Raw genomic sequence first — 16242 nt, forward strand, 5'->3', positions numbered from 1 at the left:
CAGGTATTTCAGAAAAAAAGTGGCTGATAGCCATTAGATCGATCAACCATGGCTTTTGACAGACTTTGGATCGCCGGAGCAGGAAAGCCTTCAGAGCCTGGCGTTTGGCAATACCATGCCTCATGCAACATGCGCGCCACTTACAACTGTCATTTCTGACAGTATCGGTCGTTGTTTTAACGGCGTTTAATTCCCTGTACCACTCACCGGAGCCCGACCACCACTTTCGGGATAGGAGAGTGTCGTCCGAACCTGACAGGAGTGACACGTATGGAAGAGCCAATTATCGGGGCAGTCAGCACCACTTCACTTGCTCTGATTCGTGATGCGATACCCAGGCTGCTACCGCTGAGCGTGGCGGAAGCCATACCCAATTCCGGTAACTTGATTCCCCTGACGGCGGCGGCACGTGACCTGCGTATTGGCATCCCGGCATTGCCACAGCCCGGTCCCGCCGGGTCGCGCCCCATTATCCGGATATACGCAGAGTTACCGTCTCCGGGTGAGTATGAAATCCTTGCCCACCATCAAATGGCGGCGTATCCCACCGGGGATTTCGAGGTGCTTGTACCGCGCCGTAAGGTCGGCAGTGAAGGCGAGTATCGGCTCACGTACGTTCTGGATGACGGCGACAATCGACTGAGCGCCACCGCCAGCACCCGGTTGCTGATTAAGAAGACTGCACCTTTTGGCTACCTGTCCATCACACCACCGCGCCCACTGCCGCCGGAGAATCTGGCGACGCCACTGATTACCGATGAATACCTGGCCAACAATGACCCTGTCTTGTTTCGGATTCCTGAGCATGCAGAGATCAACAACCAGACAGCGTTGCGCGGAGTGTTCTACTACGGACACACCGACGTCCACATGCAGGTGCCGTATACCCCACCGATTACCCTGCCTGACTTGCCGGCTGATCGCCTTATTCCCGTGTCGGCGGCCACTATTCGCAACCGTGGCAACGGCACGCAGCAACTGACCTACCGCCTCATTGACCAGGCGGGTAACCGTGCGCGGGACTCGCAGATACTTGAGATCAAGGTAGCCGTGCGAATCACCCCTACGAACATCGCCATACCCCGGGTGCCTCTGGCGATTGCGCCCGACAACACAGTGACTCTGGGGGATATCAACCAAAGTGAGCCGGCCGGGATGGAGGTGTGGCTGGACAGTGTTGACGGTTTGCAGATCGGCGACTCCATCACGGTGCTCGTCGGTGCGCTGGCGGCATTGGTTGTTGTGTATGCAGGGCAGTCGTTGCCGATGCGGTTGGTGGTACCTGCGGCACGCGTGCAAGCCGCTGTTCCGGGAGCCACCACCAATGATACGCCGGCCTCCGTCAGGTTCAGGATCATCAGTGGCGGGCGAAACTTCGACGGGCTGGACGCCAGGAATCTGATCTTCAATCTGTCGACCTTCATGCAGTTGCTGCCGCCAGTGGTGAGAAACCTGAACGACGGCAATCTCACCTGCAACTCCCCACAACCCGGCAACCTGCCCTATTCCAACCGTTTCATTGAGGTGTATATCCCTCCCTCGGTGCTCTTGCGGGCCAATGCGACCGTTACTGTGAACTGTGCACTCAGTCGACAGGACGATGGCTCGACGCTGATCAATCCGCCAGTCACCGTCTCCGCCTTGCTGTCAGCCGACGCTGCGACGCTGGGTCAGACCTTGAACGTGCCGTATCCATTGACCATGGGCCTGATCGGCAGAGGGGTAATGTACGTTTTCTATACGACGCTCAATGCGGCCGGGCAAGCGATTCGGTCAGCACCGGTGGCTGTACCGGTCAGGGGGGTTTTGCCGGGGAACTTCTATTGCGACGGCACGCCTTTTATCCCGACGCCTTGATGGATGCTGCAGCGTTGCGCGTCTGGCGCCCATAAAAAAAACCGCCGCTCCCAAAAGAAGCGGCGGTTTATTGAAGAGTGGCGTGAGGCTTAGTAACCCAGCGCGAAGTCTTCTTCTTTCATGTCCATCAGGTTGTTGGCGCCCGACAGCATGGTTACAACGTGAGTGCGGGTACGCGGCAGGATACGCTGGAAGTAGAAGCGCGCAGTCTGCAGCTTGGCGGTGTAGAACGCCTCTTCGGTGGTGCCGGCAGCCAGTTTCTCGGCAGCCAGACGCGCCATGTCAGCCCAGAAGTAGGCAAGGCAGGCGTAACCGGAGTACATCAGGTAGTCCACCGACGCGGCGCCAACTTCTTCGCGGTCTTTCATGGCAGCCATACCGACCTTCATGGTCAGCTCGCCCCACTCTTTGTTCAGCGCAGCCAATGGCTCGACGAACTCTTTGACCGCGTCGTTGCCTTCGTTGGTCTGGCAGAACTTGTGGACGATCTTGGTGAAGCCTTTGAGCGCTTCGCCTTGAGTCATCAGCACTTTACGGCCCAGCAGGTCGAGTGCCTGGATACCGGTGGTGCCTTCGTACAACATCGAAATGCGGCTGTCGCGAACGTTCTGCTCCATGCCCCACTCGGCGATGAAGCCGTGGCCGCCGTAGATTTGTACGCCGTGGTTAGCGGATTCGAAACCGACTTCAGTCATGAAGGCTTTGGCGATCGGCGTCATGAAGGCCAGCAGTGCGTCGGCTTTCTTCTTCTCTTCTTCATCGACGCCGTACTTGACGATGTCGACTTGCTTGGCGGTGAAGTAAACCATCGCACGGTTGCCTTCGGCGAACGCCTTCATGGTCAACAGCATGCGACGTACGTCAGGGTGAACGATGATCGGGTCAGCGGCTTTGTCCGGCGCTTTCGGGCCAGTCAGGGAGCGCATTTGCAGACGATCGCGAGCGTATTTCAGGCCGCCCTGGAAACCGATTTCGGCGTGAGCCAGACCTTGCAGCGCGGTACCCAGACGTGCGGTGTTCATGAAGGTGAACATGCAGTTCAGGCCTTTGTTCGCCGGGCCGATCAGGTAACCGGTGGCCGCGTCGAAGTTCATCACGCAAGTGGCGTTACCGTGGATGCCCATCTTGTGTTCCAGGGAACCGCAGGTCACAGCGTTGCGTGCGCCAATCGAGCCGTCTGCGTTCGGCAGGAACTTCGGAACGATGAACAGGGAAATGCCTTTGGTACCGGCCGGTGCATCCGGCAGACGTGCCAGAACGATGTGGACGATGTTGTCGGCCATGTCGTGTTCGCCGGCCGAGATGAAGATCTTGGTGCCAGACACTTTGTAGGAACCGTCGGCCTGAGGCTCGGCTTTGGTGCGCAGCATGCCCAGGTCGGTGCCGCAGTGCGGTTCGGTCAGGCACATGGTGCCGGTCCATTCGCCGGAAACCAGTTTGGTCAGGTAAGCCTCTTGTTGCTCAGGCGTACCGTGTTCGGAAATGGTGTTCATCGCGCCATGGGACAGGCCTGGGTACATACCCCACGACCAGTTGGCTTCGCCAACCATTTCGCTGACAGCCAGCCCCAGAGACTCTGGCAGGCCTTGGCCGCCATGCTCTACGTCGTGAGCCAGGCTTGGCCAGCCACCTTCGACGAATTGCTTGTAGGCTTCTTTGAAACCGGTCGGGGTTTTAACGCCGGACTCGCTCCAGGTGCAGCCTTCGGTGTCACCCACGCGGTTCAGCGGAGCCAGCACCTGCTCACAAAACTTGGCGCCTTCTTCGAGAATGGCGTCAACCATGTCTGGAGTTGCGTCTGCACAAGCCGGAAGGCTCTGATAGTGCGCTTCGTAGCCGAGCAGTTCGTCACGAACGAAGCGAATATCACGCAAGGGGGCCTTGTAGTCAGGCATAGCGATAAACCTCTGCTGATGTAACCGGGAATGAACGACCGCGTTGATTTGTTGTGGCGGTCAAACAGTTGTTTGAAACATACGTTTACGCCCAATTCTTGTCAAGCGCCGATCTTTTGCCGTTCGTCATCGCGTCATGAAAACCTCGGACACGCCGCTGCCCACCGCCGTTGACTGAGCAACACGCCATGTAGGAGAGATTAGTTGAGGCAGAAGGACTTACGCAGAAAAACGCCGCGAACAGGCGCGGCGTTGGAGTAGCGGATTCAGCGAGGGTTCAGGCAAATGTATCGATCAGCGTACCCAGCATTTCATCGGATGCCTTGGCGACTTTGACGCCCAGTTCCACCTGGAACTTGCCTTGGGACATCTCGACCATATTGCTGGCCAGATCCGATTGCTGGCTGCGGTCTACCGAACGCAGGCGATCAACCTGAACCTCGGAGGATTGACTGGTGACCGAACGTTCGATGGTGTTGTTGGCGATCTGACCCGAAGCCTGATCGACGCGGTTCTGCCCTGTCTGAATAGTGCTCAGACCGGCATAAAAAGCGGTGTTTCCTGAGATTTCCATGGGGGGAACTCGTCCGACAAAGGATCAACAGCGGCCATTGAACCAGACACGCCGACAAAAGGCCCGACAAAAACACTAATGGCACAGTGCCTTGTCATAGGTAAAACCCAAGCAACAAATTCAGTCCAGCAGGTCCAGCTGCAAATGCGCGGCCACCGCGTCGGCTGTCACCGACTTGAGTTTTGGCACTCGCCCCAGGCATGGCGCGGGGATGCGCTCGGCCAATGTCGCGAGGTTCTCTTCAAGGCGCGACGTCTTCGGATCGATGATGTTGGCCACCCACCCTGCCAACTGCAAACCATCTCGTGCGATCGCCTCGGCTGTCAGCAGCGCATGATTGATGCAACCCAGCCGTACGCCGACCACCAGGATCACCGGCAGACCCAGCGCCATCGCCAGGTCCGACAGATTGTCCTGATCCGCCAACGGCACTCGCCAGCCGCCAGCACCTTCGATCAAGGTGAAGTCCGCCTGCATATCGAGAATCTGCCGCATCGGTGTCAACAGTGATTGCACGGTCAACGCCACGCCAGCCTCTCGCGCCGCCAGATGCGGTGCAATCGCCGGTTCGAACGCGACCGGATTGACCTGATCGTAGGTCAACGGTATCGAGCACTCGGCAAACAGTGCCAGCGCATCGGCGTTGCGCAACCCCTTGGGCGTCAGCTCGCAACCGGAGGCCACCGGTTTGCCCGCTGCCGTGCTCAAGCCCGCCAATCGCGCGGCATGCAGCAAGCCTGCGGCGACGGTGGTCTTGCCGACATCGGTGTCAGTACCGGTGATGAAATAGGCTGCACTCATAAGGGTTTCTCCAACACGGCGTAAACCACTTGATAAGTCGCCGGCAGTCCCTGTGCCTGACGATACTGCTCGTAAGCCTCGATCAGGCCGAGGATCCGCGCCCTGCCGGTCAAACCGCCTGGCCGACCGGGGTTCAGGTTATGCGCCCCAAGTGCCTTGAGCTCATGGGTCAGGCTGCGGACATCGGGGTAATGCAACACATGCGGCTGCGTTTCGAGGCTGACGATCTTCAAGCCGCTGCCCGCGCAAAGCTGTTGGTAAACACCGAACTCGCGGAAGCGGTTGACGTGCACCATGCCGTCCACCTGACGCCAGCTGTCGCGCAATTCGTACAGCGTGCCTACACACAGACTAGCAAACGCAAAAACACCGCCCGGTTTCAGTACCCGATACGCCTCATTGAGCACCGAGGCGAAATCCGCGCACCATTGCACCGCCAGGCTGGAGAAGACCAGGTCGCAGGTCGAGTCTTGCAACGGCAAGCGCTCGGCATCGCCCGCGATGAAATGGGTCGCGCCGCCCAAGGGACGAGCGTGATTGAGCATGCCTTCTGCGATGTCCAACGCCACGCCAGCGCTCGCAGGAAACCTCTGCGCCAAGGCTCGGCTGAAATACCCTGTGCCGCAGCCCATATCCAGCCAACGAGCAGGGACAAAATCTTCCGGTAACCGACGTAACAACTCGCTGCCCACGTCGCGCTGCAATTCGGCCACGCTGTCGTAGCTCGCCGCCGCGCGGGAAAAGGATGCCGCCACCTGGCGCTTGTCGGGCAAGCCGCCGGGCAGGTTGGGAAGGGATAAATCAGTCATCACCGAACTCATGCAAAAAGGCCTGAATCGCCCCCGCCACACCGTGAGGGTCTTCCAGAAGAAACGCGTGGCTGGCCTGCTCAATCAGACCGATTTCGACATCCGGCAGCAGCACCAGCAAATCCCCCGCCGCTTCGGCCGGGACCAGCCCGTCGAGGCCGGCGAACAAGTGCAATTGCGGGCCGCGAAACGCTTGCAACGCTTGCCGGGTATCCAGCTGGGCAAGCAACTCCAGGCCGCTCATCAGCACCGGCGAAGATGTATGCGGTGCGCCAGCGAGCAACAGTCGCGACATCCCACGCGGGTCTTCGGCACCTTGGGCGCACAGCAGCGAAAAACGTTTCAACGTCATGCGCGAGTCAGCCTTGCAGCCGGCCAGAAACGCATCGAAGGTTTCGCCGGGCATCGCGCTCGACCATCGTTCATGGGCGACAAAAGAAGGGTTGCTCGCCAGGGTCACCAAGCCGCAGCAGCGGTCACCGCGTCGTGCCGCCAACTCGGACGCCAGCATGCCACCCAATGACCAGCCACCGAGCCAGGCATCCTGCGGCAACGTCGAGTCCAACTCATCGAGCCATTCTTCGAGGTCGCTCGATTCCAGTTCCGGCAATGGCTCGATCTCGACGCGCAGGTGCTCATCCAAACCCCGCAAGGCAGCTGCCAAGGGCTCCAGCGGCGAAATCCCGAGACCCCAGCCCGGCAGCAGAATCAGACGATCACGCATGGCTTGGCTCCGGTCCCAGTTGTTGAAAACAATCGGCCAGTCCATTTAACAATAGCTGTACCTGCGCCTCGCTGTGAGCGGCGGTCAGGGTCACCCGCAATCGGGCACTGCCGGCAGGTACGGTCGGTGGACGAATCGCAGTCACCATCAGCCCGCGTTCGCGCAGCATCTGCGACAACCGCACCGCGCGCCCGGCATCACCAATCATGATCGGCTGGATCGACGTGAAGCTGTCCATCAACTCCAGCCCAATCTGTTCGGCGCCTTGGCGGAACTGACGAATCAGCGTCTGCAGATGCTCACGTCGCCAGTGTTCGCTGCGCAACAGCTCCAGGCTTTTCAGCGTCGCGCAGGCCAGCGCTGGTGGTTGGCTGGTGGTGTAGATGTAAGGCCGAGCGAACTGGATCAGGCTTTCGATCAGCTCTTCACTGCCAGCCACAAAAGCACCGGCCGTACCGAAAGCCTTGCCGAGGGTGCCGACCAGTACCGGCACATCTTCCTGACTCAGACCGAAATGCTCGACGATCCCGCCGCCATTGGCGCCCAGCGGACCAAAACCGTGCGCGTCATCGACCATCAGCCACGCGCCTTTGGCCTTGGCTTCCCGCGCCAGCGCCGGCAAGTCGGCGACGTCACCGTCCATGCTGAACACACCGTCGGTGACCACCAGCGTATTGCCGGAGGCCTTCTCAAGGCGCTTGGCCAGACTGGCCGCGTCGTTATGCAGATAGCGATTGAAACGCGCACCGGACAACAACCCCGCGTCCAGCAACGACGCGTGATTGAGCCGGTCTTCGAGCACCGTATCTCCCTGCCCGACCAACGCGGTGACCGCGCCGAGGTTGGCCATGTAACCGGTGGTGAACAGCAGAGCTCGCGGACGGCCGGTGAACTCGGCGAGGGCTTCTTCCAGTGCGTGATGCGGGCCGCTGTGGCCGATCACCAGATGCGAAGCACCACCGCCCACGCCCCAACGCGACGCTCCGGCGCGCCAGGCTTCGATCACCTGCGGGTGATTGGCCAGGCCCAGGTAATCGTTGTTACAGAACGCCAGCAACGGCTGACCATCGACCACCACTTCCGGCCCCTGAGGGCTTTCGAGCAGCGGACGCTGGCGATAAAGGTTTTCGGCACGACGGGCAGCAAGGCGTGCGGCGAGATCGAAAGACATGCAGGCCTCGAAGGTCATTTCACAATCTGATGCAGGAACATAGGACTTGGCTGCAAACCGAGTCGCGGCCATCGCGGGCAAGCCACGCTCCCACAGGTTCTACGCAGTTCCTTGTGGGAGCGAGCCTGCTCGCGATGAGGCCATGACATCCAACATCTGTGTTGAATATCTAATTGCTATCGCGAGCAGGCTCGCTCCCACAGGGTTTTGCATTCCTTCAGAGAAATCGGTGAAGGTCTCAGACAGCCGCGTTATAGAACTGCTCGCTGCTCTTCTGCTCCACCAGCGCCTGTTCGATGGCGGCCTGATGCACTTCGTCGGCATGCTCTTCGCGGGCTTCCGGCAGGATCCCCAGACGCGAGAACAGCTGCATGTCCTTGTCCGCCTGCGGGTTGGCGGTGGTCAGCAGTTTTTCGCCGTAGAAAATCGAGTTGGCGCCGGCAAAGAACGCCAGGGCTTGCATCTGCTCGTTCATCGCTTCACGGCCCGCGGACAGACGCACGTGGGATTTTGGCATCAGGATGCGAGCGACAGCGAGCATGCGGATGAAGTCGAACGGGTCGACGTCGTCAGCATTTTCCAGCGGCGTACCGGCGACTTTCACCAGCATGTTGATCGGCACCGACTCTGGATGCTCAGGCAGGTTGGCCAGCTGAATCAGCAGGTTGGCGCGGTCGTCGAGGGACTCGCCCATGCCGAGAATGCCGCCGGAGCAGATCTTCATCCCCGAATCACGCACGTAAGCCAGGGTTTGCAGGCGCTCGCTGTACGTACGGGTGGTGATGATGCTGCCGTAGAACTCAGGCGAAGTGTCGAGGTTGTGGTTGTAGTAGTCCAGGCCGGCTTGGGCCAGGGCGACGGTCTGGTCCTGATCGAGACGACCGAGGGTCATGCAGGTTTCCAGGCCCATGGCTTTCACGCCTTTGACCATTTCCAGCACGTACGGCATGTCTTTGGCCGACGGGTGCTTCCACGCCGCGCCCATGCAGAAACGGGTCGAACCGATGGCCTTGGCACGAGCAGCCTCTTCGAGGACCTTCTGCACTTCCATCAGTTTTTCTTTTTCCAGGCCGGTGTTGTAGTGACCGGACTGCGGACAATATTTGCAATCTTCCGGGCAAGCACCGGTCTTGATCGACAGCAGCGTCGAAACCTGGACACGGTTAGCGTCGAAATGCGCGCGGTGCACCGTCTGCGCCTGGAACAGCAGGTCGTTGAATGGCTGAACGAAGAGTGCTTTGACTTCGGCCAAAGACCAGTCATGACGCAGGGTTGCAGTGGTGCTGGCGCTCATGGGCGTTTCCTTGTTTATGCTTGGCAAGCGGCTGGGGAATGGAATACCCACAGACGCGACACGGATGTTCGGCATATTTAAGGAAGAGCGATGCGCTGTCAACCACGATACGTAGGACCGGTTTACAACTGGTTAAACAATAACCAACACTGCTTACTCTGCAGCGAAGCGACAGAAGATATCCGGCCAATCTGTATGGCCTGCGAAACCGACCTGCCCTGGCTGGGCGAGCACTGCCAAACCTGTGCCCTGCCCTTGCCTTCCACGGGCCTGACGTGCGGCCAATGCTTGAAACAACCGCCGGCCTTCGAGCGAGTCGCAGCGCCCTGGACTTACAGCTTTCCGGTCGACAGTTTGATCACCCGCTTCAAGCACAGCGCAAAGTGGCCGTTAGGCCGCCTGCTCGCCGAACTTCTTGCTCAGTTCCTGCAACATCGCTTCGATGAAGACCTGGATCGGCCCGACGCGCTGATACCGGTACCGCTGGCCGCCAAACGCCTGCGCCAGCGGGGTTTCAACCAGGCGGCGATGGTCGCCCGCTGGCTCAGCGTCAGCCTCGATATTCCTTATGATGAAACGCTGCTGCTGAGGATTCAGGACACCAGCGCGCAACAAGAGCTGAATGCCGATGCCCGAAAAAAGAATCTGCGCCACGCCTTTGCCCTGGCGCCCAGGGCCTCGATCAAGGGTCGCCACTTCGCATTGGTCGACGACGTGCTGACCACCGGCGCCACCGCCCAGGCCGTGGCTCGCCTGTTGATGGAGGCGGGCGCCGCGCGGGTCGATGTCTACTGCCTGGCCCGTACCCCAAAACCTGGCGACGCGGTTTGACTTAACAACACAAAAAACTGTGGGAGCGAGCTTGCTCGCGATGGCGGCGCATCAGACACATCAATGTTGACTGTAATGGCCTCATCGCGAGCAAGTTCGCTCCCACAACGATTGGGACCTGACTTGACTCCTGCGCGCCAAGCCGCCAACGTCCTGCCCATCGTCACTGCCCAAAGCGTCTCGCCATGTCCTTGCCTACATTGTTGTCCCAGCACATTGCCCGTCGCCCGCAGCGCATCGCGTTGCTGCAACACATCGCCGAACAAGGCTCGATCACCCGCGCAGCGAAAAGCGCCGGCTTGAGTTACAAGGCGGCGTGGGACGCCATCGACGAGCTGAACAACCTCGCGCAGAAACCGCTGGTGGAGCGTAGCGTCGGCGGCAAGGGCGGTGGCGGCGCCAAACTGTCCAGCGAAGGTGAGCGCGTGTTGCGCCTGTATCAAAAGCTGCAAGCCTTGCAGACTCAGGTGCTGGAAGCCGCCGAAGAAGCCAGTGATCTGGACCTGCTCGGTCGCCTGATGCTCAGAACCAGCGCGCGCAACCAACTGCACGGCAAGGTCGTGGCGATCGATGCACAAGGACGCAACGACCGCATCCGTCTCGAACTGGCCGAAGGTTTGCGGATCGATGCGCAGATCACCCACGACAGCACTCTGCGCCTGGAACTGCAGACCGGCACCGAAGTAGTGGCGCTGATCAAGGCCGGTTGGCTGGAACTGCTGGGCATCGATCAAACCGCAACGCCCGGCAACAATTGCCTGAAGGGCATGATCGAAGAAATCCTCGACGCCGACGACGGCCCCAGCGAAGTGCGCATCGGCCTGCCCAATGGCCAGACACTTTGCGCCCTGGCCGAGCCGCTGCACCTGAAGACCCTCGAACTCACCGCCGGAAAACCGGTGCTGGTGCAATTCGCGCCATCCAACATTCTGCTGGGCACACCGCTCTAGATCAGACACCACACAACCCTGTAGCAGCTGCCGAAGGCTGCGTTCGGCTGCGCAGCAGTCGCCATCCGACGTTGGGAATCGCGGTGGCAGGTTTACGACCGCTTCGCGATCGAACGCAGCCTTCGGCAGCTGCTACAAAAAATCAATGCAGCGGCTGCAACAAAAGCTTCATCAACCACCATTAAGGTGGCTGCAAAAACCCGCAGGGAGCCTGATGTGAGCCTATTAGAAGACAACCAATCCACCGACCTCGAAAAGATGGTCGGCCTCAGCCGTCGTGGCTTCATCAGCGCAGGTGCCCTCTGCGGTGCGGCGATGTTTCTCGGTGGCAACCTGCTGAGTCGCAGCGTGCTGGCCGCCAGCGTCAGCGCCGGTTCCAGCAAACTGTTGGGTTTCGACAGCATCGCCGCCGCCACGACCGATACCATCACCCTGCCGCCGGGCTACAAATCTTCGGTGTTGATCAGCTGGGGCCAGCCACTGCAAAAAAATGGCCCGGCGTTCGACCCGAGCGGCAACGGTACGGCCCAGGCGCAGGAAGTCCAGTTCGGCGACAACAACGACGGCATGAGCCTGTTCGAATTCCCCGGTGAAAAAGACCGGGCGCTGATGGCGATCAACAACGAATACACCAACTACCGCTACCTCTACCCCCACGGTGGTATGCCGCAATCGGCGGAAGATGTGCGCAAGGCCCTGGCCTGCGAAGGTGTGTCGGTGATCGAAGTGCAGCGCCAGAATGGCCAGTGGCAGTTCGTCCAGGGCTCGCGCTACAACCGCCGCATTCACGGCAACGCGCCGATCAGCCTGAGCGGTCCGGCGGCCGGTCACGAGCTGATGAAAACCAGCGCCGACAAACACGGCAAGAACGTCCTCGGCACCTTCCAGAACTGCGCCAACGGCAAGACGCCGTGGGGCACTTATCTGACCTGCGAAGAGAACTTCACCGACTGCTTCGGCAGTAGCAATGCCGAGCAGAAATTCGATGCCGCGCAGAAACGCTACGGCGCGGTGGCGGCCAGTAAAGAAATCAACTGGCATCAACACGATCCGCGCTTCGACCTGGCGAAAAACCCCAACGAACTCAATCGTCATGGCTGGGTGGTGGAAATCGACCCGTTCGATCCGCAGTCCACGCCGGTCAAACGCACCGCGCTGGGCCGCTTCAAACATGAAAACGCCGCACTGGCCGAAACCAGTGACGGTCACGCGGTGGTGTACATGGGCGACGATGAGCGCGGCGAGTTCATCTACAAATTTGTCAGCCGCGACAAGATCAACCATAAAAACCCCAAGGCCAACCGCGACCTGCTGGACCACGGCACTTTGTACGTGGCGCGCTTCGATGCGGGCGACGGCAATGCCGATCACCCGAAAGGCCAGGGTCAGTGGATCGAACTGACCCACGGCAAAAACGGCATCGACGCCAGCAGCGGTTTCGCCGATCAAGCCGAAGTGTTGATTCACGCCCGCCTCGCGGCCAGCGTGGTGAAAGCTACGCGCATGGACCGCCCGGAATGGATCGTCGTCAGCCCCAAGGATGGCCAGGTCTATTGCACGCTGACCAACAACGCCAAGCGTGGCGAAGACGGGCAACCGGTGGGCGGGCCGAACCCGCGCGAGAAGAACGTCTACGGGCAGATTTTGCGCTGGCGCACTGACCGTGACGATCACGGCTCGAAAAGCTTTGCCTGGGATCTGTTTGTGGTCGCCGGCAACCCGGGCGTCCACGCCGGCACGCCGAAGGGCGGTTCATCGAACATCACACCGCAGAACATGTTCAACAGTCCGGACGGCTTGGGTTTCGACAAGGCTGGGCGGTTGTGGATTCTCACCGATGGCGATTCGAGCAATGCCGGTGATTTCGCGGGCATGGGTAACAATCAGATGCTCTGCGCTGATCCGGTCACCGGGGAGATCCGCCGTTTCATGGTCGGGCCAGTGGGCTGCGAGGTGACGGGGATCAGCTTCTCGCCGGATCAGAAAACCTTGTTTGTCGGGATTCAGCATCCGGGGGAAAACGGCGGGTCGACGTTCCCCGAGCATCTGCCCAACGGCAAGCCACGGTCTTCGGTGATGGCGATTTCCCGCGAGGATGGCGGGATCGTCGGCGCCTGATAAGCCCCCCCTCATGATCGTTCCCACGCTCTGCGTGGGAATGCAGCAAGGGACGCTCTGCGTCCCAAAATCGGACGCGGAGCGTCCGGCGAGGCGTTCCCACGCAGAGCGTGGGAACGATCCCATAGGAACGATCCCCCTAAAGAAGCCCCGTCTGCGCTACCATGTTTGGCCCGACGCGGCAGCCTGCTGCGCGCAGGAGTCAGCATGGCCCACCCGTTTGCAACGCTCACCCCAGACCTCGTGCTCGATGCCGTCGAAAGCATCGGCTTTCTCAGCGACGCCCGCATTCTGGCGCTCAACAGCTACGAGAACCGTGTCTATCAGGTCGGCATCGAAGACTCCGAACCGCTGATCGCCAAGTTCTACCGCCCGCAGCGCTGGACCAACGAAGCGATTCTCGAAGAGCACCAATTCACCTTTGAACTCGCCGAATGCGACGTCCCGGTGGTCGCACCGATGATTCACAACGGTGCCAGCCTGCACGAACACAACGGTTTCCGTTTCACCCTGTTTCCCCGTCGCGGTGGCCGTGCGCCGGAGCCGGGCAATCTCGATCAGCTGTATCGCCTGGGGCAACTGCTGGGTCGGCTGCACGCGGTCGGCTCTACCAAACCGTTCGAACACCGTGAAGCGCTGGGAGTAAAGAACTTCGGTCAGGACTCGCTGACGACATTGCTCGAAGGCAATTTCGTACCCAAAAGCTTGCTGCCGGCCTACGAGTCCGTGGCCCGCGACCTGCTCAAGCGGGTCGAAGAGGTCTACAAGGCCACGCCGCACCAGAACATCCGCATGCACGGCGATTGCCACCCCGGCAACATGATGTGCCGCGACGAGATGTTCCACATCGTCGACCTCGACGACTGCCGCATGGGCCCGGCGGTGCAGGATATCTGGATGATGTTGGCGGGTGATCGTCAGGAATGTCTGGGGCAGTTGTCGGAATTGATGGACGGCTACAACGAATTCCACGACTTCGACCCGCGGGAACTGGCGCTGATCGAACCGCTACGCGCCTTGCGCCTGATGCACTACAGCGCCTGGCTCGCCCGACGCTGGGACGACCCGGCCTTCCCTCGCAGCTTTCCGTGGTTCGGCACCGAGCGCTATTGGGGCGATCAAGTGCTGGCGCTGCGTGAACAATTGGCTGCGCTCAATGAAGAGCCACTGAAGCTCTTTTAAATTCAAGATCAAAAGATCGCAGCCTTCGGCAGCTCCTACAGGTGTACGCAATTCCTCCGTAGGAGCTGCCGAAGGCTGCGATCTTTTGCTTTCAGACACGACACATCTATACAACCTCCTTACAATCCCCTCTTTGTTAGCTGCCTAAGCAAGGATTCTCATGCAAGCCGCCAACCCGCGTCGCGGGTACATCCTGGGCCTGAGTGCCTACATCATCTGGGGCCTGTTCCCGCTCTACTTCAAAGCCATCGCCAGCGTGCCCGCCGTGGAGATCATCATCCACCGAGTGCTTTGGTCCGCGCTGTTTGGTGCTTTGCTGCTGCTCGTCTGGAAACATCCCGGCTGGTGGCGCGAGCTGCGTGAGAACCCGCGACGGCTGGCAATCCTGGCCCTGAGCGGCACGTTGATCGCCGCCAACTGGCTGACCTACGTCTGGTCGGTGAACAACGGGCGCATGCTCGAAGCCAGCCTCGGTTACTACATCAACCCGCTGGTAAACGTGTTGTTGGGGATGCTGATCCTCGGCGAACGACTGCGACGCATGCAATGGCTGGCGGTTGGCCTGGCAGCGATCGGTGTCGCGCAGCAGGTGTGGCAAGTCGGCAGTTTGCCCTGGGTGTCGCTGGTGCTGGCATTGACCTTCGGCTTCTACGGATTGATCCGCAAGCAGGCACCGGTCAAGGCGCTGCCGGGGCTGGTGGTGGAAACCTGGATGCTGGTGCCGATTGCTGTCGCCTGGCTACTGTTCAATCCGACGGCGAGCAGCGCGCAAGCCGAATTCTGGACCACCTCTGAAGCCTGGTGGTTGGTGGCTGCAGGTCCGGTGACGCTGGTGCCGCTGGTGTGTTTCAACGCCGCCGCACGGCACTTGCCCTACACCACCCTCGGATTTCTCCAGTACCTGGCGCCGACATTGGTGTTGCTGCAAGCCGTTCTGCTGTTTGGCGAACACTTGTCGTCCAGCACGCTGGTGGCGTTCATCTTTATCTGGGCCGGTCTGGCGGTTTACAGCGTCGATGCGTGGATAAGTCTGCGCCGCCGCAGCTGATCAGAAAACGTACAAACCTCTACAGGCCACGTCTCCCGTGGCCTGCATCCATCCTTCCCAAGGTTATCCACAGCGTGATCCCCGGCGATTGTGCGCAAGTCACTGAAACTGCTGGTTTTTTGATCAGATCCTGAAGAGCCCCGGCCGACGTGGCCTGGCGAGGTGTCTCTACAGGTTATCCACAGGCAGGTGCACGTATAACTTGGATAACCTTTCAGGGTTCGCTACGCAGCACCAATTCGACCATCAGATCGTCCGCCAGGGTTTCCAGGCGCGCTTGCAGCACCTCCAGCGACAAAGTCAGCGGCACCGCGAGAATCGCTTCAGCGTGGAACAAAGGCTCGCTGCTCATCGGCGCCGGGCGTACTTCGGTCACCAGACTTTCCAGGTTCACGCCCTGTTCGCTCAGCAGGCGCGTAATGTCTCGCACGATGCCCGGACGATCATTGCCCACCAGTTCCATGGCAATCGGCTTCCAGGTGCAGGATTGTTCGATGCCGCTTTCGGCGATCATCACGCGAATCCCCTGGGCCGACAGTCCCTGTAGGGCGTCTACCAGTTCATCGTAAGCCTCGGCCGGTACACCCACACGAAGGATCCCGGCGAACTGCCCGGCCATCCGCGACATGCGGCTCTCCAGCCAGTTGCCACCATGCTCGGCAATGCATTGGGCAATGCGCTCGACCTGCCCGGGCTTGTCCAGAGCGAATACCGTGAGTACGAGGTGGTTCATGGCGCAGCCCTCTTGTCATGACTTTTGTTATAGAAAAGCAAGTATAGGCAAGGGGCTGGTTGTGGCGAGGGGGCTTGCCCCCGTTCGGCTGCGCAGCAGTCGCCAAATTGCCAAAATGCGGACTGTTCGGATAGATGCAGGGGGCCGCTTCGCGCCCCAGCGGGAGCAAGCTCCCTCGCCACAAAGAGCAGTGCCCCATAGCAGGGCTTCGAAGATTATGTGTACAAGTTTTTATATTTAACTGGAACAATCTAA

Annotated in this window: 14 protein-coding genes; 6 read left to right on the forward strand and 8 right to left on the reverse strand. The window is 60.1% G+C overall.

Annotation, left to right across the window (positions count from 1 at the left end; genetic code table 11):
- Positions 1-270 precede the first annotated feature (270 nt).
- Positions 271-1857, forward strand: coding sequence for a hypothetical protein (locus tag ACQKPC_RS22910; protein WP_427626503.1), 1587 nt, complete (start codon positions 271-273; stop codon positions 1855-1857).
- Between the two features lie 89 nt (positions 1858-1946).
- Here ACQKPC_RS22910 and ACQKPC_RS22915 read toward each other — a convergent pair whose 3' ends face one another.
- The 7 genes from ACQKPC_RS22915 to bioB all read right to left on the reverse strand — a co-directional run bounded on the left by ACQKPC_RS22915 (position 1947) and on the right by bioB (position 9125).
- Positions 1947-3752 carry a phenylacyl-CoA dehydrogenase gene (locus ACQKPC_RS22915; RefSeq protein ID WP_007904189.1) on the reverse strand — a complete coding sequence of 602 codons (1806 nt, stop codon included), beginning with the start codon at positions 3750-3752 and terminating at the stop codon, positions 1947-1949.
- 277 nt (positions 3753-4029) lie between these two features.
- Complete coding sequence (locus tag ACQKPC_RS22920; RefSeq protein ID WP_008076394.1) at positions 4030-4326, reverse strand: hypothetical protein; 297 nt, start codon at positions 4324-4326, stop codon at positions 4030-4032.
- A gap of 120 nt (positions 4327-4446) precedes the next feature.
- Positions 4447-5127 carry a dethiobiotin synthase gene (gene bioD / locus ACQKPC_RS22925; RefSeq protein ID WP_063342337.1) on the reverse strand — a complete coding sequence of 227 codons (681 nt, stop codon included), beginning with the start codon at positions 5125-5127 and terminating at the stop codon, positions 4447-4449.
- Positions 5124-5936: a malonyl-ACP O-methyltransferase BioC gene (gene bioC, locus ACQKPC_RS22930; RefSeq protein WP_427626506.1), complete on the reverse strand. Its 813-nt coding sequence runs from the start codon at positions 5934-5936 to the stop codon at positions 5124-5126. Before bioC ends, bioD begins: the two co-directional genes overlap by 4 nt.
- Entirely contained in the window at positions 5929-6660 is a 732-nt protein-coding gene (locus ACQKPC_RS22935) for an alpha/beta fold hydrolase (RefSeq protein WP_427626508.1), read from the reverse strand. The genes bioC and ACQKPC_RS22935 overlap by 8 nt, the downstream gene beginning before the upstream one ends.
- Positions 6653-7831: an 8-amino-7-oxononanoate synthase gene (gene bioF / locus ACQKPC_RS22940; protein ID WP_427626510.1), complete on the reverse strand. Its 1179-nt coding sequence runs from the start codon at positions 7829-7831 to the stop codon at positions 6653-6655. The genes ACQKPC_RS22935 and bioF overlap by 8 nt, the downstream gene beginning before the upstream one ends.
- A 238-nt stretch (positions 7832-8069) precedes the next feature.
- Positions 8070-9125: a biotin synthase BioB gene (gene bioB, locus ACQKPC_RS22945; protein ID WP_427626512.1), complete on the reverse strand. Its 1056-nt coding sequence runs from the start codon at positions 9123-9125 to the stop codon at positions 8070-8072.
- A 90-nt stretch (positions 9126-9215) separates the two neighbouring features.
- Here bioB and ACQKPC_RS22950 point away from each other — a divergent pair, with 90 nt between their 5' ends.
- The 5 genes from ACQKPC_RS22950 to rarD all read left to right on the forward strand — a co-directional run bounded on the left by ACQKPC_RS22950 (position 9216) and on the right by rarD (position 15254).
- Entirely contained in the window at positions 9216-9956 is a 741-nt protein-coding gene (locus ACQKPC_RS22950; RefSeq protein WP_427626514.1) for a ComF family protein, read from the forward strand.
- 185 nt (positions 9957-10141) lie between these two features.
- On the forward strand, positions 10142-10906 hold the full coding sequence (locus ACQKPC_RS22955; protein WP_427626516.1) for a TOBE domain-containing protein: 765 nt from the start codon (positions 10142-10144) through the stop codon (positions 10904-10906).
- Between the two features lie 216 nt (positions 10907-11122).
- Complete coding sequence (locus ACQKPC_RS22960) at positions 11123-13024, forward strand: PhoX family protein (RefSeq protein ID WP_427626518.1); 1902 nt, start codon at positions 11123-11125, stop codon at positions 13022-13024.
- Positions 13025-13231: 207 nt separating this feature from the next.
- On the forward strand, positions 13232-14206 hold the full coding sequence (locus tag ACQKPC_RS22965; protein ID WP_192344821.1) for a serine/threonine protein kinase: 975 nt from the start codon (positions 13232-13234) through the stop codon (positions 14204-14206).
- 160 nt (positions 14207-14366) lie between these two features.
- A complete protein-coding gene (gene rarD / locus ACQKPC_RS22970; protein WP_427626520.1) occupies positions 14367-15254 on the forward strand; it encodes an EamA family transporter RarD in 888 nt (295 codons plus the stop codon).
- Positions 15255-15468: 214 nt separating this feature from the next.
- Here rarD and ACQKPC_RS22975 read toward each other — a convergent pair whose 3' ends face one another.
- A complete protein-coding gene (locus ACQKPC_RS22975) occupies positions 15469-15987 on the reverse strand; it encodes a glycine cleavage system protein R (protein ID WP_427626522.1) in 519 nt (172 codons plus the stop codon).
- Positions 15988-16242 lie beyond the last annotated feature (255 nt).

Origin of the sequence: Pseudomonas sp. NPDC089918, from assembly GCF_050280605.1 — a bacterium.
Taxonomy (GTDB): Bacteria; Pseudomonadota; Gammaproteobacteria; order Pseudomonadales; family Pseudomonadaceae; genus Aquipseudomonas.